The following is a 21915-nucleotide window of genomic DNA, read 5'->3' on the forward strand; positions in this document are numbered from 1 at the left end:
TCAGGCGGACTCGGGGGTCGCCCGGCCCTGCTGGGTCCGCAGGAACAGCGAGACCGCTTCGGCCCGGTTCGCGGCGCCGAGCTTGCGCAGGATCTGCTTGACGTGGGACTTGGCCGTGTCCTCCGAAATCGTCAGCCGGGTGGCGATCGCGGCGTTGGTCCGGCCGTCGCCCATGAGCCGGAGCACCTCCAGCTGCCGCGGGGTCAGCGCCGACTCCACGAAGGACCGGACGGGCACGGGTCCAGGCGGAGGCACCACCGGATCGCCGACGACCGGGGCCGCCGGGTGGCCGGTGTCCAGGATCCGGTCCATGGCGTCGGCGAGGGTCATCGTGAACCGGCCGACCTCGGTCCGCAGCGAGTGCAGGCGCTCGACCAGCACGGTCCGCCGGAACGCGATGCCGAGTCCCTGGGCGAAGGCGCCGAACACCTCGCGGTCGAACTCGTCGACCTGCCGCCCCTGGACGTACCGGTCCGCGTGCACCAGCCCGAGCACGCCGTCGTCGCCGACCACGGGAGCGACCACATAGGACTCCAGCCGGGCGGCCTCGACCAGGCAGGGGAGCCCCCGCGCTTCGCGCTGCGCGTCCGTGACGAGCAAGGCGCGCCGCCGGCGGACGGCCTCGGTTTCGACGACGGTGCGGTCCAGGACCGGGGACTCGGCGCGGCCGATCCGCAGGATCTCCGCCGCCCAGGCGGGGTCACCCAGCACGGTGCACGACTGGGGCACCCACACCGACTCCCGGATCTCCGAAAACAGCGCGCGGTCGAAACCGAGCCGGCACACCGCTTCCGGCACGCACTCGGCGAGCCGGGCCACCGAGCGCGCGTCCTGCAGCCGGGTCAGCGCCTCCTGGACCTGGGTGTGGACGCGCACCCGGAGGTCGAGCCGGGCCTGGCGCAGCCGTTCGCGGACGTCGGAGACCTCGATGAACAGGTCGAGGACGGCGCCGGCGCGGCCGGCCGCGGCGAGTTCGCCGACCCGCTCGGCGAGCTCGGCCAGAGCCGCTTCCGCGGCCGGGAAGTCGTCGGGCACGTCCGGGTCCGGGTCGCCGCCGAGCACGGACCGGGCCCGGGTGGTGACCGCCCGGACCTCGCGCAGGACGACATGGGGAACGGGGTGCCCGCGGCCGTTCCGGGGCGGAGTCAACGTTGACTTCATGGTTTCCTCTCAAGCCGGGCGGAACGCGGGGCGCCGGACCCGCTCGTCGGAGGGGGTCCGGCGCTGCGCCCGGAGGATCAGGCGTCGGCGGAAACGGCGGTGGTGACGGCGAAACCCGCCACCCACTCGGGCACCGGCTCGTAGAACCGGTAGTTCATCACGTACTTCCCGCGGGCCGCCATCGCGGCGTACGCGGCGATCCAGGTCCGCACCTCGTGCGAGGAGTGGCCGGCCTGCTCGGCGAACCACTCGGTGCTCCAGGCGTCGACGAGCCGGAGTTCGCCCGCCGAAACCACATCGAGGAACTGCTGGTCCCAGTCGGGGTTGATCGGCTGCATCGACGACGTGCCCGCGGCCAGGTCGAGGCCGGACGCGATCACCCGGGCCTGGCGCCGGGCGCGCTCTTCGGGCGTCGGGTTGCGGCCGTCGATCAGCCGGGCGGCGACCTCCGCCGTGGCGGTTTCCAGCTGGGGCACCGGCGGGTCGTGGGAGAGCCCGCCGGAACCGAGGAACAGCACGCGCTGCTCGTCGAGGTGCGCGCTCGCGTGGCCGATCGCCGTGCCGAGCTGCCGGACGCGGCCGACGGGACAGAGCGGCGCGGCGACCGAGTTGATGAAGACGGGGACGACGGGAACGCGGTCCAGCCCGCCGAAGAGGAGCTGCAGGGGCTGGGAGAACCCGTGGTCGACGTACATCCGTTCGGACAGCGCGACGTCGATCCCGGCCGCCAGCACGTCCTTGGCCAGTGTCCGCGCCGATTTCGCGACCGAGAGCTCGCCGGCCGGGGTGTCGTAGTCCCCGAGCGCGGTGGCCCGCGTGCCGATGCAGAACGGCGGCATCATGTCGTAGAAGAAACCGTTGTAGTGGTCAGGCGCGAAGAGCACCACGAGGTCGGGGTCGAATCCGGCGATGAACCGCCGCGCGTGGTCGAAAGCCTTCTCGACCCGCTCTTCAACGGCTTTCGCCGGCTGGTTGAAACCGATCAATGGCGAATGGGACAGGGCGCACACGGCAACGGGCATCGACCCACCACCCTTTCTTCGTGGTCGTTCTTCCGGTAGAAAACATGCTAGAATCTTAGCATACCAGTCCTCGGTTTCGATGACGCGACGGAAAGGGACCTGGCATGACAGTGCCGATCGGGAATCGCAGCAAAGGCAGCCACCGGGCAGCACGCGGGAGGAGCGGGAAACGTCCCCGGGCCGGCACGACCGCCTACACCGCGGTCGTGCTGACGAGTGCGGTCGTCGTCGGAAGCGGGGTACTGCTGGTCGAACCCGTGGCCGACGGGCAGGCCTTTCCCGCCGCCGCGACGACCAGGTCGCCGGCGCCGGGGAGTCCGGTGTGGCCACCCGTGCCGGGAGCCGGGCTCCCGGCGACGCTGCCGGGCGTGCCGGTGCTGCCGCCGCTCGCGGCTCCGGTCGACCACCGGCTCGGTGCCGCCACCGGATCCGTTGCGGGCGCGGGCATTCCGGCCACGGTGCTCGACGCCTACCGCCGGGCCGAGGCCTCGCTCGGTCACACGAGCCCGGGGTGTCACCTGACCTGGGCATTGCTCGCGGGCATCGGCAAGATCGAGTCGAACCACGCCCGCCACGGCGACGTGGACGCGCGGGGAACGATGGTCCGGCCGGTCTACGGTCCCGCGTTGGACGGTTCGCCGGGCTTCGCCAGGATGGTCGACGCGCGGAGCGGGCAATTCGCACGTGCCGCCGGGCCGATGCAGTTCATCCCGTCGACCTGGCAGAAATGGGGCACGGACGGATCCGGTGACGGCCAGGCGGACGTGCAGAACGTCTACGATTCCGCGGAGTCGGCCGGCCGGTATCTCTGCGCCGCCGATCGCGATCTGAACACCGGGACCGGACTGCGGAGTGCCATTCTCGGTTACAACAACTCCGAGGATTACCTGAACAAGGTAATGGCGTGGATGCGAACCTATTCCGCGGGTTCGTTCGCCGTGCCGGACGAACCCGGGTACCCCGGCGAAGATCCGACCTACGACGAAAGTGTGGCGTCCGGTCCGGCCCGTCCGGCGGCGCCGCGCCCGCCGGTCACGGGGGGCGCACCGGTCGTGCCCGCACCGGGTCCCACGCCGGCCGCCCCACCCGCGCGGCCGGTGCCGGCACCGACACCGGCACCCGCACCAGCGCCTGCCCCGGTCGCCGGGCTGCCGATCAGCGTGCCCGCACCATTGGACGGCGTCGTCGCGACCGCCGGGCAGGCGGTGGGCGGGCTTCTCGGCTCGCTCGGCACACCCTGAACTCCCAGAGCGACTGATGGCGCCGCCCCGGCTGGCTGGGGCGGCGCCATCAGTTTCCCGCTGGCCCGGCCGTGCCACACACAAGCACGGTGCCGGGCGGGTCTCAGGAGTTCCGGTCACGGACTTCGCCGACGAGCCGGCGCCAGCGCCGCCCGTTCTCGCGCGCGCCCTCGGCGTAGGGGCCGGGAACGAGGTGGTACGGCGGGCGTGCGGGCCCGGCGGCGACATAACCGGCCTCGTCGAAGCGGAGCTTCTCGAGGGTGATGTTGTACTTGGAGAACTCGGGGAAGTTCGTCCTGGCGAGGAACGGTTCGTACGTCCACTCGATGCGCCGGGTGAGGTGCCGCGCCGTGCCGACGTCCCCGGCCCGGATCGCGTCACGCAGGGCGAGCACGGGCTCCGGGCCGCACAGGGCGCTGCTGCTCCAGCAGCCGAGCGCTGTTTCCGGGTGCAGCGTGTGCGCCGCGAGCCAGTCGCTTTCCAGCGGCAGCAACCGGAGCCGGCTGCCGACCGCCGCCATGTCCGCGCCGAACTTCGGCGTGATCGCGATGTACTTCGCGCCGATGATCTGGGGGACCTCGGACAGTGCGGCGTACGCGGCCGACGGGATCGGGCCCTTGAACGCCTCGGGGTTGTCGTAGAGGACGATCGCCATGTCCGGGAACAGGCCGGCGACGCCGCGGTAGAACGCGAGCAGCGTGTCGGCGCCGAGCTCGCTCCACATCGGACGGCCGAGGATGACGCCGCGCACGCCGAGGTCCCGCAGGAAGCGGATCCGGTCGACCGTGTCCCGCGTGTTGGGGGCGGTCGCGCCGACGAACAACGGGAGGTCCGGGGCCGTGTCCGAAACCGCGTCGGCGACGCACGCGGAGAAGTCCTGCCATTCGGCCAGCGTGAGAGTCGCCATCTCGCCGAGCGTCCCGTTGGTGATGATCCCGTCCACGCCGTCGGCGACGAGCGCGCGGATCATCCGATCGGATTCGCCGAGGTCCACGGTGTCCCGTGCGGTGAGCGCGGCCGCGCCGGGCAGTGCCGGGGTGGGCGTGACGGCGATGACGCCGCGCAGGTCGTCGACACCGAACTTCTGCACCGCGGGTCTCCTCGTGTTCACGGGAAATGGGCGGTCCGCCCGGCAGGTCAAGTGGGGGGCTGCCCTGCCTGCCGGGCGAACCGGCTTTCGGGGGACTTCAGGAAGCGTGGCCGAACGATTCGGGCGGCTGCAGGCCCCACGGGCTGAACGCCTTCGGGAAGTCGTCCCACACGACCGGGTCGTTGCGGCGCACCCGCGGCATCTCGGCCGACAGTTCGTAGCGGTTGCCCGCGGCCCAGAAGTAGGTGTAGACGTTGCCGCCCACGCCGTGCCGGCCCGGCCCGACCTCGATCGGGACGCCGTGCCGGCCGAGCTCGTCGGCGGCCAGCTTGAGGTGGTCGAACGACTCCATCCCGAGCGCGTAGTGGTGCAGCGACTTCCCGGCCTCGGGGGTGGAGATGATCGCGATGTCGTGGTGCAGCGTGCTGGCCCGGCACCAGGCCGCGCCGATCACCCCGGGGGCCGGGGCGAAGATGTCGGACACCTGGAAGTCCAGCAGCTCCACCAGGAAGTCGACCAGCGGCTTGGGGTCCTGGGCCTGCACGGTGATGTGGTCGAAGTCCAGCGCGCGGATCCCGCCGCGGTGAGGGGCTTTCGCCGGGTGGAGGTACTGCGGCCCGGTCGAGAGCACCGCGAGTTCCATGACGTGCCCGGACGGCGCCGCGAACTGCAGGGACCGGACGACGCCGGGGTGTTCGTCGGTGCGGGTCTCGGTCACGACACCGGCTTCGGCCAGCCGCTTCGCGTAGTGGTCGAGGTCGTCGACGTCGTCGACCCGCAGAGCGAACCTGCGGACCCCGGTCCCGCCGGCGGTCAGCACCAGGTCGCACCCGCCGTCGATGCCGACGGAAAGCCGCACCGCGCCGTCTGCGCGGCCGAGTTCCTGCATGCCCAGGACGTCGGTGTGGAAGCCGACGGCCTCAGCGAGGTCTGTGACGGCGAGTTCCGCGTGGGCCACCTGTGAAATACCCATCGGGGATCAGCTCCTGTCCATCTTGTCGTAGGGGATGTTCCCGGCGCTTTCCCGCCGGTTGATGCCGAGGGCGTCGAGCTGCCGCGAGTTCTCGACGAGGATCATGCGGACCGGCCCGGCGCCGTCGTTGTAGTGCCGGTGCCAGACCCACGGCGGGGTGTAGACGAAGTCCCCGGCCGACCACCGCAGCGTCCGCGGCCCGATCTCGGAGTAGCCGCTGCCCTCGAGCACGCAGTGCACGGACTCGTGCACGTGGCGCTGGAGGTCGGTCGCCGTCCCGGCCGGGATCTCCTGCAGGTAGAACTCCATCGACTTCGCCGGAACGTCCGCGAGGACGCCGACCCGGCTGGGGTTGCCGGTCACGTCCTCCTCGAGCCACCGGGCACTCGCCGAGCGGGTGACCAGGTCTTCCGGCACCGACCGCTCCGGGTCGTAGTCCTTCATCTCGTGGAGCTTGTGCATCCACTGGTCGAAATTCGTCACGCTTCTCCCGTCAGGTCGAGGTCATCCCGCCGTCGACGACGTGGGTCTGCCCGGTCTGGAACCCCGAGTACTCCGCACAGAGATGGGCCACGAGCTCGCCGATCTCCTCGGGGTGGCCCCACCGGCCGACGGGCAGTTCGCTCGCGAGCTGCCGTCGCTCCAGTTCCTCGGTCGGCACCCCCGCGGCGGCCGCGCGCGCCGCGGCGAGCGAACGCCGCCGGGGCGTGTCGATGTGCGCGGGGGCGATGACGTGCGTGGTGACGCCGTGCGGCGCCACCTCGGCCGCCAGCGACCGCGCGAGCGCGGCCACTCCCGCTCGCATCACGTTGGAAAGGTGCAACAGCGGCAACGGTTTCACCACGCCGACCGAGGTGACGTAGATCAGCCGGCCCCACCCGGCCGCGGACATCGCCGGCAACACCGTGCTGGTCAGCGAGATCGCGCTGTCCAGCACGAGCCGGTAGGCCGAATCCCAGTCGTGCGCCGAGAGTTCGGACGCTGTCGCCGCGCGGGTGCCGCCGGTGTTGGACACCAGGATGTCGATGTCCCCGAGCGTTTCGCGCGCGGCGGCGGCCGCCGCGGCCGCGGCGCCGGGCTGGGTGAAGTCCGCGATCGCCCAGCCCGCCGCGCCGATCTCCCGGGCCACCTCGCCGGTGTGCGGTCCGGTTCCCGTGATGAAGACTTCGGCGCCGCCGGACCGCAGCGACGTCGCGATCGCCGTGCCGAGCCCGCTCGACCCGGCGGTCACCAGCGCCCGGCGGCCATGCACCGTCATGCCGCCGCACCCTCCCCGGAACCGCCGGGCAGTACGCCGGATTCCCGGATCGAGGTGGCCAGCAGCCCGTCGATCAGGCCCAGCGGCTCGGTCCAGTCGTACTGGTTGAACTGGGTGTTGATGCGGAGGAACAGGGGATCGCCCGCGTAGAACCGCTCGTAGAGCTCGTGCCGGCCACCGAAGGCGGAGACCGCGAGATCGGCGGCGACCTTGTAGATCGCGATGCGGTCCAGGCTGTTCGTTTCCGGGCCCCGGTAGAACCGGGCGATGTCCGCGGCGATCGGCGAGTCGAACGCGCTCACGTCGGCCGGCTGGTACAGCAGGCCGCCCGCGAGGATCTGCTGCAGGATCTCGCGGACGCGCGGGTACCAGCGGTTCCCGGAGTTGCGGATCGCGTACAGCGGCCGCACGTCGGGGAACAGGATGCCTTCGTCGTTGCGCTGCGCGCCGGCTTCGGCGGCGAGGACGGCGGCCCTGGTCAGCTCGATGTAGGTGGTGATCTCGCCGAGCGCGTCGCGGACCTGGGGGAACTGGTCGGTCTTGACGATCTCGGTCGCCCGCTTGGCGATGCCCGCCACGAACTGGAGCTTCGCCAGCAGCCGGACCGAGGTCTGGACGCCGGTGAAGGCGTTGGAGTTGATCGCCCAGATGTTGTTGACGCGCTCGTAGTCCTGGTTGATGAACACGCGTTCCCACGGCACGAGCACGTCGTCGAACACGACCACGGCGTCCATCTCGTCGAACCGGCTGGAGAGCGGGTGGTCGAAGGCGTTTCCGCCGCCGAACGGTTCGCGGCAGATCAGCCGGACCCCCGGGGCGTCGGCCGGGATCGCGAACGCGATGGCGTAGGGCTTCTCCTCGGCCGCGTACTTCCGGAGCGAAAAGGGCCAGACGAGGATCTCGTCGGAGTAGGGCGCGGCCGTGGCGAGCATCTTCGCGCCGCTCACGATGATGCCGTCCGGGGTTTCCCGCTTGACGCCGAGGTAGGTGTAGGGGTCGGGCTGCTGCGACGGCGGCTTCGAACGGTCGACCGGCGGGTCCGCCAGGGCGTGGGACAGGAAGAGGTCGTTGTCCCGCACGTACTTGTAGTACGCGCGCACCCGGTCGGCGCCATCGCCGAAGAACTCGGCGTTGGCATTCCACGCCACCAGCATCGCGCTGACGAAGTCCGTGCTGCGCCCCATCATGCCGAGGCTGGAGTCCGCCCACTGCTTGTGCATGACGCGGCGGAGCTCGAGGTCCTCGGCCGTGCGCGGCATCAGGAACTGCACGCCTGCCTTGCCGTCGCCGTCTTCGGGCGAGAAGAGCATGCTGTCGTCTTTGGACTGCAGGTCGTAGAGGCGGGCGATTTCGGCCGCGGCGCCGGACGTCGCCTTGTGCCCGGCCACGTCGGTGATCTTCTCGGCCCCGACCCACAGCTCAGGGCTGTGGGTGCGCAGCCGGTCGAGGTACGCGGCGCCGTTTCGTGCGGTCATCACTTTCCTTTCAAGAACCTGATGTGGGTCTCGGTGAACTGGTCCGGCTTCTCCCACTGCGGCCAGTGGCCCGCGCCCTCGATGACTTCGAGGCGGCTTCCGGGGATCAGCTCCTTCAGCAGTGCGGCTTCTTCGACCGAAGCCGTCGGGTCGTGGTCGGTCCACAGCAGCAGGGTCGGCGCGACGATGCGGCTGCACCACTGCGACGACCAGACGTACGGACGCCGGTGTTCCCAGTCCTGCACCGCGAGGATGTTGCGCATCGCGGTCTCGAACCCCGGCTGGGTGTAGATCCGCAGCCGCAGGTCGACGAGTTCGTCGGTGACGAGGCTCTTGTCGTGGAAGAGCCACTCGACCCTGGTGCGCACGCTCTGCCGGCTCGCCTCGCGGACCGCCTTCATGCTCGATTCCTTGAGCCCGGCCATCACCTCCGGCTTGTTCGTGATGTTGCCCGGGGTGTTGAGCACCAGCCGGTCGACCCGGCCGGGGTGGTGCGCCGCGGCCCACGCCGCCACCCAGCCACCGAGCGACTCACCGGAGAGGTGCGCCTTTTCGATGTCCAGCGCGTCCAGGACGGCGATCAGGTGGTCGCTCAGGTAATCGATGGTGTAAGGCCGGTCGGGCTTGGCCGAATGCCCGTGCCCCGCCATGTCGTAGACGACGATCCGGAATTCTTTCGCCAGGTCGCGGATGTTGCGGGAATACGCCTCCAGGTGCCCGCCCGTCCCGTGCACCATGACCAGTGCCGGGCCGGTGCCCGCTTCCACCACCCGGGTGGCGATGCCGGCCGCGTCCACGGTCCGCTGGCGCAGCTCGACGCCCGCCAAATCGCCCCAGATGCTCACGTGCTGCTCCACAGCATTCCTTCCTGTCGCAACGTTGTCCCATGTTGGCATACTAGAATCTCAGGGGCAACCCGTGTTTGCGGGGAAGCTGCCGACACTCGATGCAGGAAAAGGAAAACGGGTGTCATGGCCGTCGGCATGACACCCGTTCAGGTGAATGTGGCTTACACTTCCACGAACTTCCAGAACCGCGAAACGTGCTCCTCCATGAGCCGGCCGGCCCGTTCCGCGTCCCGGCGCTCGATCGCCTCGGCGATCTCGGTGTGCTCGCTCTGCGCCTGCGCCAGGTCCGTGCTCAACCGGTTCTTCTGGAGGTAGAAGTCGTTGAGGTCCCACGTGTCCATGGCCAGTTCGGCCAGCCGCTGGTTGCCGGAGGCGGCCAGGACGGCGGAGTGGAAGTCCCGGTTGGCCCCGGCGAAGGCGAGTGCGTCGTCCCGCTTGGCCGGGCCGGTGCCGCGCACCAGCATGTCGTCGATCTCGGCCAGCTGGGCGTCGGTGGCGGTGAGTGCCGCGAGCCGCGCGCCCGCTCCCTCGAGGATGCCCGCCACGGCGAAGTGGTCGCGCACCTTGCGTTCGTCCGGGACCGCCACCTGGCAGCCGACCTGCGGAATGACCGAGATGAACCCGGCCGCGGCCAGCCGCATCACCGCGTCCATCACCGGCCTGCGGCTCACGCCGAACTCCGTCGCGAGGTCGTAGGTGCTGAGGATCTCGCCGAACTGGTGGCGCCCCTCGAGCAGCTGGGCGAGGAGCGCTTGGTAGATCTGGTCTGTTTTGGTGACTGACGCGATCATGGGCATGGACTATCCGGCCCTTCGGTGCGAGAAGGTCGGTGCTGGCGTACTGTCGATCACGCCGAGATTCTAGCGTGTCAGTGGCGGGAGGGGTGCGCCGAACCGGGATCCCGGGCGCGGTGGCCCGCATATTGGGCCGAGTGGAGCAGGGGGTTCGCGCCGTCCGGAGGCGGTGCCGAAGCCGGAGCGGATCTCCCGCTCCGGCTTCGGGTGGGCCGAGGCCGCCGCCCGCGCGTCGGTCAGTCCACCGACCAGTCGGTGTCGTCGATTTCGCCGAACATCTTCATGGCGGCTTCGAGGCCGGGCAGGTTGGCGAGCGCCACCGCCATCGAACCGCGGAACTTGACCTTCCGGGTGACCATCGCCTTGGCGGCGGGCAGTTCGCCTTCGCCGAGGCGCTGCCAGGTCTCCACCTTGGCCGTCAGCACGAAGTCCGGTTTCACGCCTTCGGCCGGCGCGCCGGCGCGCACGACTTCGCCGGCGTTGACCTCGATCTGGCCCGCGCGGCTCTCGTTCTCCGCGAGGCGGTACTCGACGACCATGCTCAGCTTCTTCAGGCCCTCGCGCGTCGCGTCCGTGGTGTTCCAGAGCTCGGCGTAGGACTTCATCCACTCCGGCGACAGGACGGGTGTTCCCATGGTGCGCTCTCCTTCGGTTCGCCTCCGCGGCGGACAACTGGGGTTTGACAACGAGGCTGAAGATACTAGTATCTTAGAAAGCCAGTCAAGCTGTAGCTGTGGTCCTGACCATTGCGGGACTGCGATTCTTCGGAGGAGACAAAGATGTCTGACGCCAAGGCGGTCACATGTTGAGGGATGAACTCCGGCAGATCCTCGAAAAGGGTTTGCGTGACGTAGAGGCCGACTGGACCGTTCCGGCGGCGATCATCAACGACCCGGAGATGCACGACGCCGAGCGCGAGCGCGTGTTCGGCCGTTCGTGGGTTTTCCTCGCCCACGAGAGCGAAATCCCGGAGCGCGGTGACTACGTCGTCCGATACATCTCGGAAGATCAATTCATCGTCTGCCGGGACGAAGACGGCGAAGTCCGCGGCCACCTGAACAGTTGCCGGCACCGCGGCATGCAGGTGTGCCGCGCCGAAATGGGAAACGCCTCCCACTTCCGCTGCCCGTACCACGGCTGGACCTACAACAACAAAGGCAGCCTCGTCGGCGTGCCGGCCGGGCGCGAGGCGTACGGCAACAAGCTGGACAAGTCCCTGTGGCAGCTCAAGCCGGTCCCGAAACTGGGCACCTACAAGGGGTTGGTCTTCGGCTGCCTCGACCCGGACGCCCCGTCCCTCGACGACTACCTCGGGGACATGAAGTTCTACCTCGACATCGTGCTGGACCGCAGTGACGCCGGCCTGCAGGTCGTCGGCGCCCCCCAGCGCTGGGTCGTCGACGCGAACTGGAAGCTCGGCGCCGACAACTTCATCGGCGACGCCTACCACACCATGATGACGCACCGGTCCATGGTGGAGCTCGGGCTCGCCCCGCCGGACCCCAAGTTCGCGCTCTACGGCGAGCACGTGCACACCGAGCACGGCCACGGGCTCGGCATCATCGGCCCGCCGCCGGGCATCCCGCTGCCCGAGTTCCTGGGTATGCCGGAGAACATCGTCGAGCAGTTGCAGCGCCGGCTTTCGCCGGAGCAGGTCGAGGTGTTCCGGCCGGTCGCCTTCATCCACGGCACCGTGTTCCCGAACCTGTCGATCGGCAACTTCCTGATGTCGAAGGACCACGTCTCGCCGCCGACGTCGTTCCTCACGCTCCGGCTGTGGCACCCGATCGGCCCGGACAAGATGGAGATCATGTCCTTCTTCCTGGTCGAGAAGGAAGCGCCGGACTGGTACAAGGAGGAGAGCTACCAGGCCTACGTGCGCACGTTCGGGATTTCCGGGGCGTTCGAGCAGGACGACGCCGAGAACTGGCGCAGCATCACCCGGGTGCTGGGCGCCCAGTACGCCAAGAAGATGGAGCTCAACTACCAGATGGGCCGGGGCGTCTACGAGCCCGACCCCGACTGGCCCGGTCCCGGCAAGGCGTTCCCGATGGACTACGCCGAGGCCAACCAGCGCAACTTCATGGAGTACTGGATGCAGCTGATGGTCACGGACCCGGCGTCGCACACCGGGAACGGCAAGGTCTCCGACGAGGCCGCGGCCGAAGCGCTGGCACGGGCGGAGGCCTGACGCGGATGACCACAGCAACGGAGATCACCGACGCCACGGTGCGAGAGGTCACCGAGTGGCTCTTCGGCGAGGCCGAACTGCTCGACACCGGCAAGTACCGCGAGTGGCTCGACCTGGTGGCCGAGGACCTGTCGTACGTCGTGCCGCTGCGGGTGACGCGCGAACGTGAGGCCGACACGGACATCGTCGAGGGGATGACCCTGATGGACGACGACTGGGACTCGATGGAAATGCGCGTCCTGCGGCTGGAAACCGAGTACGCGTGGGCGGAGGACCCGCCGTCGCGATCACGGCACTTCGTGACCAACATCCGGGTCGCCGCCGGCGAGGCGGAGGACGAGCTGGCCGTCAAGTCGAACCTGCTGCTGTACCGCACCCGCGGTGACGTCGCGACGTTCGACATCCTCTCCGGCGAGCGCCACGACGTGCTCCGCCGGGTGGCCGGCGGCTACCGGCTCGCCAAGCGGGTGGTCGTGCTCGACCAGACCACCGTCATGACGCACAACCTCGCCCTGATCATGTGACGGAGGCAGTTCGGTGACCATCATCCACAACGCGGGCCAGGACCCGATCATCCAGATCGCCAACGAGTTCACGGTGATCCAGGTCAGCTACGTCAGCACCGGCCAGCGTGAACGTCTCCTCGTCAGCTCGCCCCGGCTCGGGTTCCAGACCCTGCTCGACCCGCTGCAGCTGGAAAGCCTCACCTGGCAGCCGCCCGAAACGTATTCGAAGCTGCTCGACACCCCGTACGGCCCCGGCGCGGAGCTCAACGCGCGCCCGCTGTCGGCTCTGCTCGGAAAGGACTGATTCCCATGGGTTTCCTGGACGGGAAGGTCGCACTGGTCACAGGCGGGGGATCGGGCATCGGCCGGGCCGTGGTCGATCTTTACGTGCGAGAGGGCGCGAAGGTCGGGATCCTCGAGATCTCGCCGGAGAAAGCACGGGACCTGCGGGAGAAACTGCCTCCGCACGCCGTGGTCGTGACGGAGGGCGACGCGACTTCGATGTGGGACAACGAACGCGCCGTCGCGGACGTGACACGGGCGTTCGGCTCATTGACCACTGTGGTCTGCGCGGTCGGGGTGTTCGACTACTTCACCGAGCTCCCGCAGCTGCCGAAGGACAAGATCGGCGAGGCGTTCGACCAGCTCTTCGCCGTCAACGTGAAGAGCAACCTGCTGACCGTGAAGGCGGCGCTGGAGCAGCTGATCGAGAACCGCGGGCAGATCATCCTCACCATTTCCAACGCCGGGTTCTACCCCGGTGGCGGTGGTCCGCTCTACGTGTCGTCGAAGTTCGCCGTGCGCGGGCTGGTGACCGAGCTGGCGTACGAACTTTCGCCGCACGTAAGGGTCAACGGAGTGGCCCCCGGCGGCACGATCACGGACCTGCGGGGGATTCCCGCACTGGCCAACGAAGGTCAGTCGCTGAAGGACGTCCCGGACATCGAAGGCCTGATCAAGGGGATCAACCCCCTGGGCGTCGTCGCCCAGCCGGAGGACCATTCCTGGGCCTACGCGTTCCTCGCCGCGAAGGAACGCGCGCCCGCGGTCACCGGCACGATCATCCACAGCGACGGCGGGCTGGGCGTGCGCGGGATGACGCGCATGGCGGGGCTCGAACCCTGAGCCGGCACCGCGCAAAGCAGGGGGACGGCCTCGGAAACCCCGAGTTCCGGGGCCGTCTCCTTTCCACCCTCGAAAGGAGGCGTCGATGAAGACGCTGGTGGCTACCGAAGAAACCCAGGCCGATCCGGCCACCGCGCTCTGGATCTGTGATGTCTGCCAGGACGTGTACGACCCCCGCCTCGGCGACCCCGAAGGCGGGATCGAGCCCGGCACGTCGTTCGCCGACATCCCGGACGACTGGGTCTGCCCGGTGTGCGGGGCGCGCAAGAAGGAGTTCCGGATGCTCGCGCCGGGCGACGAGTACGACGTCGAGGACGACGCTTACGCGGGAGCGCAGGGGTGAGCACGCCGGGCCGCGTTCTCGTCTGCCTCAAGCAGGTCCCGGTGCCGGGCCGGGGCGCCTTCGACGAACGGACGAAACGGATCCGCCGCGACGACGACCAGGCCGTCACCAACCCGCCGGACCTGCACGCGCTGGCGCAGGCGCTGGACCTGCGGGCGGAGACCGGCTGGGAGGTGGTGGCCGTGACGATGGGGCCGCCCGCGGCCGCGGAGACGCTGCTCGACGCGCTGCGGCGGGGTGCCGACCGTGCCGTGCACCTGGTCGATCGCCGCTTCGCCGGTGCCGACACCTTGGCGACGGCCCGCGCGCTCACCCGGCTCGTCGAACGGGAGCGCCCGGACCTGGTGCTCACCGGCCGGTGGACGCTCGACGGCGGTACCGCCCAGGTCGGCCCGCAGGTCGCGGAGCTGGCCGGGCTCCCGCAGCTGACCCAGGCCACGAACCTGCGGATCGGCGACGGTGTGCTCGCCGCGGACGTCGAAACCGACGTCGGCCGGGAAGCCTGGACCGTCGCGTTGCCCGCGGTGGTCGCCGTCGGGCGCGGCACCGAACCGCCGTGGGTGACCGAGGCCGACCCGTCGGCCGTCGAAACGCTCACCGCCGAGGACCTCGGGGGAGGACCGCGGGACTTCGGCACCCGGGGGTCGCCGACCTTCGTGGCCGAGATCCGGCACGACGCCCGTGAACGCCGGGCCGAGTACGTCGGGGCCGGGTTCGACACCGCGAAACTGCTGGAGGCGGCGTTCGCGCCGCTCGAGCCCGAGGCCGAAGTCGTCGTGCCCACCCCGGCACGCGAGATCTGGACGGTGGCCGAGCCGCTGCCCGGCGGTGGCCTCCACCCGGCGAGTCTCGAAGCGCTGGCCTGCGCCCGCTCGGTCGCCGGCGACCTGCGGGCCACGATCGTGGCGGTGCTGCCGTGCGACCAGCCGCACGACCTCCCGCGCGTGCTCTACGCGCACGGGGCCGACCGGGTGCTGGTGCTGCGCGGCACCGAGCCGGCGGACTACCGCACGGACCTGGTCACCGACGCACTGAGCACGGCGATCGCCACCCATGCGCCGTTCGCCGTGATCGCGCCCTTCAGCGCCCGTGGCCGCGACTACGCCCCGCGCGTCGCCGCTCGGCTCGGGCTCGGCCTGACCGGGGACTTCACCGCCCTGGAAGTCCGTGACGCGGACACCGACGAGCCCGACCTGCTGTGGCTCAAACCGGCGCTGTCGGCGGACGTCGTCGCGCCGGTGATCGCGCACTCCACGCCGTCGATGGGCACGCTGCGGCCGGGTTCTTTCACGGCGCGAGCGGTTCGCGACCAGCGTGAGCCGAGCGTCGAGTTCGTCGGCGGTTCCGCGACCGGGACCGATTCGTGCACCGCGGTCGAGCGCCGGGTCGAGCGTCCGGACGGCCCACGGCTCGCCGCGGCGCGGCTGGTCATCGGGCTCGGGCCGGGCCTGGGCACCGGCGCCCGCCGCGTCGCCGAACGCGTCGCCGCGACACCGGGCATCGCGCTCGTCGCGACGTCGGCCGCGGTCGCCGCGGGCGAGATGCCCCCGCAGCTCGAGATCGGGCCGCTGGCCCGCAGCATCGCGCCCGCGGTCTACCTCGGGTTCGGGCGGCACGACCTCGGGACGCTGCAGGCGGTCAAGGCCGCCGGCCGGATCGTCGTCGTCGACCCGGGCGCCTGGCTCGATGCCTTCACCGGTCTTGCCGACACCGTCGTCACCGCGAACATCGAAGGGGTCCTGCTGGACCTGCTGCTGGCGACGGCCGGCGCGATCGCCAGTTGAAGATCTGATAACCCCAGGAGGATCATGAGTACCGCCGCGCCGGCGGCGAACGTCGACCCGCGGCGGTTTCGCGACGCCATGGGCCGGTTCGCCACCGGCATCACGATCATCAGCACGCCGACCCCGGCGGGACCGCACTGCATGACCGCCAACGGTTTCATGTCGGTGTCCCTCGTGCCCGCCCTCGTCGTGGTGTCCATCGCCCGACGCGCCAAGATGCACGACCTCCTCCTCGCCAGCGGCGTCTACGGCGTCAGCGTCCTCGCCGCGGACCAGGAACCCGTCAGCCAGCACTTCAGCGGCCGGCCGGACCCGGCCCTGCTCCCACGGTTCGACGACCACGCCGGGGTCCCCCTCGTGGCCGGGGCGCTGGCGCAGGTGGGTGCCGAGGTCGTCGACGCCCACCCCGCCGGCGACCACACGTTGTTCGTCGGCCAGGTCCGCCACCTCGCCGACGGCGCGGGCGAGCCACTGGTGTTCCACGCCGGCCGTTACCGGCACCTGCTCAGCCCCGCGGCGGACTCGGCGTACTCGGACGCCTGGTCCGGCTTCTGCCTGGACCCGTTCGGTCCCCCTGCCAGCGCCTGAACCCGGAGGTATCGCATGCCCGCCCGCCCGATCCGGTGGCTGCCGTGAGCACCGCCGTCCGCGAAGCCGCGGACCTGCTGCAGAACGCCGTCGACACCGGCAAGCCGTGTCCGCCGATCCGCGACCTGTTCACCTTCGGTGACATCGAGGCCGCCTATGCGGTGCAACGGCTGAACACCGAGCGCGCGCTGGCCGCGGGACGACGGCCGGCCGGCCGCAAGATCGGCCTGACCTCGCCGGCCGTGCAGCGCCAGCTGGCTGTCGCCCAGCCCGACTTCGGTGCCCTGTTCGCCGACATGGCCGTGCCCGACGGCGGCACCGTGCCCGCCGGCCGGCTGCTGCAGCCCAAGGTCGAGGCCGAGGTCGCGCTCGTGCTGACCGACGACCTGCCGGATCCGGACTGCACCGCGGCGGATCTGGTGCGGGCCACCGGTTTCGCGGTGCCCGCGCTGGAGATCGTGGACAGCCGGATCACCGACTGGGACATCTCCATCGTGGACACGGTCGCGGACAACGCGTCGTCCGGCCTGTTCGTGCTGGGCGGCACCCGGGTGCCGCTCGACCGAGTGGACCTGCGGACGGTTCGGATGACGTTGTCCCGCCACGGCACGGTGGTCTCGGAGGGCAGCGGTGCGGACTGCCTCGGCAGCCCGCTCGCCGCCGCGCTGTGGCTGGCGTCCACATTGGCCCGCCGGGGAGATCCTCTGCTGGCGGGGGACGTCGTGCTGACCGGCGCACTCGGGCCGATGGTCCCCGTCGCGCCGGGCGACGTCTTCCACGGCGAGATCTCCGGCCTCGGCTCGGTGCGGGCCGGCTTCGCGGCCGAAGGAGAATCGCGATGAGCAAAGCGAAAGTCGCCGTCATCGGGTCGGGCAACATCGGCACCGACCTGATGATCAAGGTGCTACGGCTGTCCGAAACCCTCGAAATCGCCGCGATGGCCGGGATCGACCCGGACTCCGACGGCCTCGCCCGGGCCCGCCGGCTGAAGGTCGCGACGACCCACGAAGGCGTCGACGGCCTCGTGCGGCTGGACGAGTTCGCCGATGTGCGCTACGTCTTCGACGCGACCTCGGCCGGCGCGCACCGCCACCACGACGAGGTGCTGCGCGCGCTCGGCCGGACCGTCATCGACCTCACCCCCGCCGCCCTGGGGCCCTACGTCGTCCCGCCGGTGAACCTCGACGCCCATCTCGACGCGCCGAACGTCAACATGGTGACCTGTGGCGGCCAGGCCACGATCCCCATCGTCGCGGCGGTCGCGGCGGTCACCCCGGTGCACTACGGCGAGATCGTCGCCTCGATCTCGTCGCGGTCCGCCGGGCCCGGCACCCGCGCCAACATCGACGAGTTCACCGAGACCACCGCCGCGGCGATCGAGCGGGTGGGTGGCGCGGCGCGCGGCAAGGCCATCATCGTGCTGAACCCCGCGGAGCCACCGCTGATCATGCGCGACACGGTGTACTGCCTGGTTTCGGACTCCGACACCGAGGCGATCACGGCGTCGGTCGAGCGGATGGTGGGCCGGGTGCAGGCCTACGTCCCCGGCTACCGCCTCAAGCAGAAGGTGCAGTTCGACGCGGTCGCGGCGGACGACCCCCTGCGTGCGCTGGTCCCCGCCGGGGGCGCTCCGGTGAAGGTTTCGGTCTTCCTCGAAGTCGAAGGCGCCGCACACTACCTGCCCGCGTACGCCGGGAACCTCGACATCATGACCTCGGCGGCGCTGGGCACCGCCGAACGCATCGCCGCCCGCCGCGCGGGCGAGGGGAGTGCCCGATGACCCGGCTGTACATCCAGGACGTGACCCTGCGGGACGGCATGCACGCCGTCCGGCACCGCTACACCGTCGAGCAGGCCAGGGCGATCGCGTCCGCATTGGACTCCGCCGGTGTCGCCGCGATCGAGGTCGCGCACGGCGACGGGCTGTCCGGCTCGAGCATCAACTACGGCGTGGGCACCCACACCGACTGGGAGTGGATCGAGGCCGTGTGCGACGTCGCGCGCCGGGCCGTGCCGACCACGTTGCTGCTGCCCGGTATCGGCACGCTGCACGACCTGCGGCAGGCCCACGCGCTGGGCGTCCGCTCGGTGCGGATCGCCACCCACTGCACCGAAGCCGACATCTCCGCCCAGCACATCGGTGCCGCCCGAGAACTGGGCATGGACGTCGCGGGCTTCCTGATGATGTCCCATCTGGCCGAACCGGCCGAGCTGGCCCGCCAGGCGAAACTGATGGAGTCCTACGGCGCGCACTGCGTGTACGTCACCGATTCCGGCGGGCGGCTGACCATGGACGGCGTGCGCGACCGCTTCCGCGCCTACCGCGACGTCCTGGACGCCGCCACGGAGCTGGGGATCCACGCCCACCACAACCTCGCGCTCGGCGTCGCGAACAGCGTGGTGGCGGTGGAGAACGGCGCGACCCGGGTGGACGCGTCCCTGGCCGGGCAGGGCGCGGGCGCCGGGAACTGTCCCCTCGAAGCCTTCATCGCGGTCGCCGATCTGCTGGGCCACGAGCACGGCTGCGACCTGTTCCCGCTGATGGACGCGGCCGACGACCTCGTGCGTCCGTTGCAGGACCGCGAGGTCCGCGTGGACCGGGAGACCCTCAGCCTGGGCTACGCCGGTGTCTACTCGAGTTTTCTTCGCCACGCGGAGGTGGCCGCGACGCGGTACGGGCTCGACACGCGGGCGATCCTCGTGGAAGTCGGCCGCCGCGGCATGGTCGGCGGCCAGGAGGACATGATCACCGACGTCGCTCTCGACCTCGCGGCCGGCCGTCGAGGGTGATCCGCCCGCCCGTCCCTCACCCGGTTTGCGTGGGGGATTCCCTTTCGGAGGACGTGCGGTCGTCCCGCCGGCGCTGGTTTCGTTCCTGCCGTTCCCGTTCGCGGCGGCTGTAGGTCGCCTTGCGGACGGTCTCCTCGTCCTCCAGGCTCGACCCGAGCGCACCGGCGACGATCCCCACCGAACTGCACAACCACACCAGGTTCAGGTACGAACCCACCCCGACCGGGTGGCCGAGGGCCTGCGCGAAATAGCCGCTGTCGATCACGACGGCCGCCGCGAGCAGCGCGACCACGTACAGGATCGCGTACATGCAGGCCACCCCGATCGCCAGCGTGGCCGCCGTGGACACGTTGTACAGCACGGCCTTGCGCCGCTCGACGGCCCCGGAAGGCCGGTCCCACAAGTGGTTGTACACCATCAACCACACCGCCATGATCACGACGGTGACCACCGTGATCCCCGTCAGCCGCAGCGGGGACAGCGCGTCCGCGAGCTTCCAGAACGAACTGGTGATCACGCCGTAGGCGGCGGTGCCGGCCGCCGCCGCGGTGGCGCCCGCCAGGTGCGGGACGAGCTGCCACGGACGGTTGTCCCGCACCATCCCGGCCAGCAGCCGCAGCCGGCCACGCAGCCCGACCAGAGCCAGGTGGGTCGCGGTCGACTGGTGTCCGCCGGACATCCGCTGCGTCGGGGCCAGCGCTTCACGCAGCCGGGCCACCGCTCCCCGCCGGCCGTGCTCCCCGTCGATCCCGAGCCGCGACATCAGCTGCCGCACCACGCGGACGAGCAACGTCCGTGCCCGGCGGCGCACCAGGACGGCGCCGAGCGCGGGCAGCGAGATCATCGCGACACCGTGCTCGACGTCGACTCCCGCGACGACGGGTTTCGTTCCCGCGCGCCGGGGCAGATCGGTGATCAGGACCACCAGGTCCCAGCCCCGGTCCTGCCGGTGCCGCTGCGACAACGCGCGCATCGGGATGTCACCGTCTTCGTCCAGCGGCAGCTGCGCCACCTCGTGCTCCACCCGCCACCGCGTCTTCCCGCTCACGCGGGCGGCGAAGATGCCGGGCAGATCGTCGGCGAGCGCCGTGATCACCTGCTCCGGTAGCCCTTCGTCCGCCAGCACCCCGACGGTCACCTGGTGCGGTGTGGTCATGTGTCACCTCGGTCGTCGGTTTCCCTGGGAGGTAACAGCCAAACCACCCGGCCGGCAGCGAGCTCGGCCACCGGGTCGGACAGCAGGTCAGAGCGGAAGAACCGGTCGTCGGGACGTCGCCACGCGGTAGGCCCGTACCGGTGGCGTGCCCCGCCGCTCCCGGCGTGCCCGCGAGACCAGCACCAGCAGCCACACCACGCCGATCGCCGCGATCAGGCCCTGGCCCACCCAGGTCAGCGTGGTGTACAGCCCGACCTGGGCGCCGGTCGGCGCGGCCGGCAGGCCGCGCACCAGCAGTTCGTACTGCCACGGCTGACCGGTCAGCAGCAGCGTGAGGTACAGGGAAATCGCGGACATCGAGTCCCACAGCGCGTGCAGGAGCGAAACGCCCAGGTAGGCCAGGGCGAGCCGGGCGGTGAGGACGAAGTGGGCGCGGGTGCTCCACGCGAACAGGAGCCCGCCGAGCACGGCGGTCCACAGCCCGTGCCCGACCGGGGCGAGGAGTCCGCGCAACAGCTCGGTCGTCACCAGGTCCGAGAGAGACAGTCCCTGCGGGGTGAACAGCGCGGTCAGCGCGTACCCGGCCGACTCGAAGGCGGCGAACCCGAACCCGACCGCGGCACCCAGGATCAGGCCGTCGCGCATGGACTTCACGGCCAGGTGCCGGGTCAGGAGGGCGAGCGCGGCCAGCTTGACCGCTTCCTCGATGAGCCCGACGCCGACGTACAGCCACGCCGACGGGTGCAGCAGGTACGTCTCCAGCACCGACGCGCCGAGCACGCCGAGGACACCGCCGACGATGAACGTGCGGAACACCAGCTCGGCGGTGATCTCGCCGGAGTCCCGGCGCTCGAACGCCCACGCCACGAAGGTCACCGGCACCAGGAAGCTGCCGAGCAGCACCAGGGTGGGGATGAGGTTGGGGTTCCCGGTCAGGTAGGTGACGACCGCGGACAGCACCCACAAGACCAGGCCGGCTCCGAACATCCGAAGCCACGCACGTCGTTTCGGTCGTTCGGTGGTGGCTCTCACCGGCGCTTCCCCCATCGCTCTCCGCGGCCGTGGGCGGCCGTGTCGATGAACGTCCGGTACCGGTCCGCGGATCCGGGCTCGGCGACGTCCTCGAGCCCTTGCGGGCAGCGCAGGGCCGACCACAGCGCGGCACGCGGTTCCGGGTCGTCGAGGACGGCCCGGTACCAGGAGAAGACCTCGCCCAGCAGCATGTCGTCCATCGCGTACAGCACGGGCGGCGCGAGCCCGGTCAGCTCGAGCAGGCCGCCCAGCGCCGTCAGCCTGTCCTCGACCCGGTGCACCAGTTCGAAGAGGCTGTCGTCCACCTGCGGGACCCGGGACAGATCGACCACCAGGTGCCGCGTGCCGGCGTGGAGCAGCCCGGCGAAGTGCGCGGCCAGCAGGCGGAGCGCCCGCGCGTCGATCGGCCCGTTGACCGTGACGACGGTGTGGTGGTCGCCGCGCAGTGTCGAGGTGACCGTGAAGTTTCCCGCGGTGCCGGCGAACGCGGCCGCGTACGCCGGCTGATCGAGGCTGAGGGAGAGTCCGTTGACCATGC

The 21915-nt window shown here is 70.6% G+C and carries 24 protein-coding genes; 11 read left to right on the forward strand and 13 right to left on the reverse strand.

Annotated elements, in window-relative coordinates:
• Nucleotides 1-1149: a LuxR C-terminal-related transcriptional regulator gene (locus QRX60_RS28940; RefSeq protein ID WP_285994576.1), complete on the reverse strand. Its 1149-nt coding sequence runs from the start codon at nt 1147-1149 to the stop codon at nt 1-3.
• Between the two features lie 89 nt (nt 1150-1238).
• Nucleotides 1239-2183, reverse strand: coding sequence for a 3-carboxyethylcatechol 2,3-dioxygenase (locus tag QRX60_RS28945; protein WP_285994577.1), 945 nt, complete (start codon nt 2181-2183; stop codon nt 1239-1241).
• Nucleotides 2184-2551: 368 nt separating this feature from the next.
• Between QRX60_RS28945 and QRX60_RS28950 the strand changes: the two genes are divergently transcribed.
• Nucleotides 2552-3424, forward strand: coding sequence for a lytic transglycosylase domain-containing protein (locus QRX60_RS28950; protein ID WP_285994578.1), 873 nt, complete (start codon nt 2552-2554; stop codon nt 3422-3424).
• Between the two features lie 103 nt (nt 3425-3527).
• On the opposite strand, the gene QRX60_RS28955 is transcribed toward QRX60_RS28950, so the two are convergent.
• The 8 genes from QRX60_RS28955 to QRX60_RS28990 all read right to left on the reverse strand — a co-directional run bounded on the left by QRX60_RS28955 (nt 3528) and on the right by QRX60_RS28990 (nt 10497).
• Nucleotides 3528-4514: a dihydrodipicolinate synthase family protein gene (locus tag QRX60_RS28955; protein WP_285994579.1), complete on the reverse strand. Its 987-nt coding sequence runs from the start codon at nt 4512-4514 to the stop codon at nt 3528-3530.
• 97 nt (nt 4515-4611) lie between these two features.
• Nucleotides 4612-5487 carry a VOC family protein gene (locus QRX60_RS28960; RefSeq protein ID WP_285994580.1) on the reverse strand — a complete coding sequence of 292 codons (876 nt, stop codon included), beginning with the start codon at nt 5485-5487 and terminating at the stop codon, nt 4612-4614.
• A gap of 6 nt (nt 5488-5493) precedes the next feature.
• A complete protein-coding gene (locus tag QRX60_RS28965) occupies nt 5494-5970 on the reverse strand; it encodes a cupin domain-containing protein (RefSeq protein ID WP_285994581.1) in 477 nt (158 codons plus the stop codon).
• A gap of 10 nt (nt 5971-5980) precedes the next feature.
• Complete coding sequence (locus tag QRX60_RS28970) at nt 5981-6745, reverse strand: SDR family oxidoreductase (protein ID WP_285994582.1); 765 nt, start codon at nt 6743-6745, stop codon at nt 5981-5983.
• Nucleotides 6742-8220 carry a 4-hydroxyphenylacetate 3-hydroxylase family protein gene (locus QRX60_RS28975; RefSeq protein ID WP_285994583.1) on the reverse strand — a complete coding sequence of 493 codons (1479 nt, stop codon included), beginning with the start codon at nt 8218-8220 and terminating at the stop codon, nt 6742-6744. The genes QRX60_RS28970 and QRX60_RS28975 overlap by 4 nt, the downstream gene beginning before the upstream one ends.
• Nucleotides 8220-9077, reverse strand: coding sequence for an alpha/beta fold hydrolase (locus tag QRX60_RS28980; protein WP_285994584.1), 858 nt, complete (start codon nt 9075-9077; stop codon nt 8220-8222). The genes QRX60_RS28975 and QRX60_RS28980 overlap by 1 nt, the downstream gene beginning before the upstream one ends.
• Nucleotides 9078-9229: 152 nt before the next feature.
• A complete protein-coding gene (locus tag QRX60_RS28985) occupies nt 9230-9859 on the reverse strand; it encodes a GntR family transcriptional regulator (protein WP_285994585.1) in 630 nt (209 codons plus the stop codon).
• Nucleotides 9860-10098: 239 nt separating this feature from the next.
• Nucleotides 10099-10497 carry an SCP2 sterol-binding domain-containing protein gene (locus QRX60_RS28990; protein WP_285994586.1) on the reverse strand — a complete coding sequence of 133 codons (399 nt, stop codon included), beginning with the start codon at nt 10495-10497 and terminating at the stop codon, nt 10099-10101.
• A gap of 167 nt (nt 10498-10664) precedes the next feature.
• Between QRX60_RS28990 and QRX60_RS28995 the strand changes: the two genes are divergently transcribed.
• The 10 genes from QRX60_RS28995 (at nt 10665) to dmpG (ending at nt 19189) form a co-directional block, all read left to right on the forward strand.
• Nucleotides 10665-12053: a Rieske 2Fe-2S domain-containing protein gene (locus tag QRX60_RS28995; protein ID WP_285994587.1), complete on the forward strand. Its 1389-nt coding sequence runs from the start codon at nt 10665-10667 to the stop codon at nt 12051-12053.
• A gap of 5 nt (nt 12054-12058) precedes the next feature.
• Nucleotides 12059-12577 (forward strand): aromatic-ring-hydroxylating dioxygenase subunit beta, encoded by a 519-nt coding sequence (locus tag QRX60_RS29000; protein ID WP_285994588.1) that lies wholly within the window; start codon nt 12059-12061, stop codon nt 12575-12577.
• 13 nt (nt 12578-12590) lie between these two features.
• Nucleotides 12591-12863 carry a dihydrodiol dehydrogenase gene (locus QRX60_RS29005; RefSeq protein ID WP_285994589.1) on the forward strand — a complete coding sequence of 91 codons (273 nt, stop codon included), beginning with the start codon at nt 12591-12593 and terminating at the stop codon, nt 12861-12863.
• A 5-nt stretch (nt 12864-12868) separates the two neighbouring features.
• A complete protein-coding gene (gene hcaB / locus QRX60_RS29010) occupies nt 12869-13684 on the forward strand; it encodes a 3-(cis-5,6-dihydroxycyclohexa-1,3-dien-1-yl)propanoate dehydrogenase (protein WP_285994590.1) in 816 nt (271 codons plus the stop codon).
• Nucleotides 13685-13769: 85 nt separating this feature from the next.
• Nucleotides 13770-14027 (forward strand): rubredoxin, encoded by a 258-nt coding sequence (locus tag QRX60_RS29015; RefSeq protein WP_285994591.1) that lies wholly within the window; start codon nt 13770-13772, stop codon nt 14025-14027.
• Complete coding sequence (locus tag QRX60_RS29020) at nt 14024-15811, forward strand: electron transfer flavoprotein (RefSeq protein ID WP_285994592.1); 1788 nt, start codon at nt 14024-14026, stop codon at nt 15809-15811. The genes QRX60_RS29015 and QRX60_RS29020 overlap by 4 nt, the downstream gene beginning before the upstream one ends.
• 24 nt (nt 15812-15835) lie before the next feature.
• Nucleotides 15836-16399: a flavin reductase family protein gene (locus QRX60_RS29025; protein WP_285994593.1), complete on the forward strand. Its 564-nt coding sequence runs from the start codon at nt 15836-15838 to the stop codon at nt 16397-16399.
• Between the two features lie 44 nt (nt 16400-16443).
• The gene (locus tag QRX60_RS29030) at nt 16444-17241 is read left to right on the forward strand and encodes a 2-keto-4-pentenoate hydratase (RefSeq protein WP_285994594.1); all 798 of its coding nucleotides are present in this window, start codon (nt 16444-16446) and stop codon (nt 17239-17241) included.
• The gene (locus QRX60_RS29035) at nt 17238-18179 is read left to right on the forward strand and encodes an acetaldehyde dehydrogenase (acetylating) (protein ID WP_285994595.1); all 942 of its coding nucleotides are present in this window, start codon (nt 17238-17240) and stop codon (nt 18177-18179) included. Before QRX60_RS29030 ends, QRX60_RS29035 begins: the two co-directional genes overlap by 4 nt.
• A complete protein-coding gene (gene dmpG / locus QRX60_RS29040) occupies nt 18176-19189 on the forward strand; it encodes a 4-hydroxy-2-oxovalerate aldolase (protein ID WP_285994596.1) in 1014 nt (337 codons plus the stop codon). The genes QRX60_RS29035 and dmpG overlap by 4 nt, the downstream gene beginning before the upstream one ends.
• 16 nt (nt 19190-19205) lie before the next feature.
• Here dmpG and QRX60_RS29045 read toward each other — a convergent pair whose 3' ends face one another.
• The 3 genes from QRX60_RS29045 to QRX60_RS29055 form a co-directional block, all read right to left on the reverse strand.
• Nucleotides 19206-20345, reverse strand: a complete 1140-nt coding sequence (locus tag QRX60_RS29045; protein ID WP_285994597.1) for a hypothetical protein — start codon at nt 20343-20345, stop codon at nt 19206-19208.
• Between the two features lie 87 nt (nt 20346-20432).
• Entirely contained in the window at nt 20433-21332 is a 900-nt protein-coding gene (locus QRX60_RS29050) for a PrsW family intramembrane metalloprotease (RefSeq protein ID WP_285994598.1), read from the reverse strand.
• Nucleotides 21333-21373: 41 nt separating this feature from the next.
• Nucleotides 21374-21913: an STAS domain-containing protein gene (locus QRX60_RS29055; protein WP_285994599.1), complete on the reverse strand. Its 540-nt coding sequence runs from the start codon at nt 21911-21913 to the stop codon at nt 21374-21376.
• Between the last annotated feature and the right edge of the window lie 2 nt (nt 21914-21915).

The sequence above is a fragment of the Amycolatopsis mongoliensis genome (assembly GCF_030285665.1).
In the GTDB taxonomy this organism is placed as follows: Bacteria; Actinomycetota; Actinomycetes; order Mycobacteriales; family Pseudonocardiaceae; genus Amycolatopsis; species Amycolatopsis mongoliensis.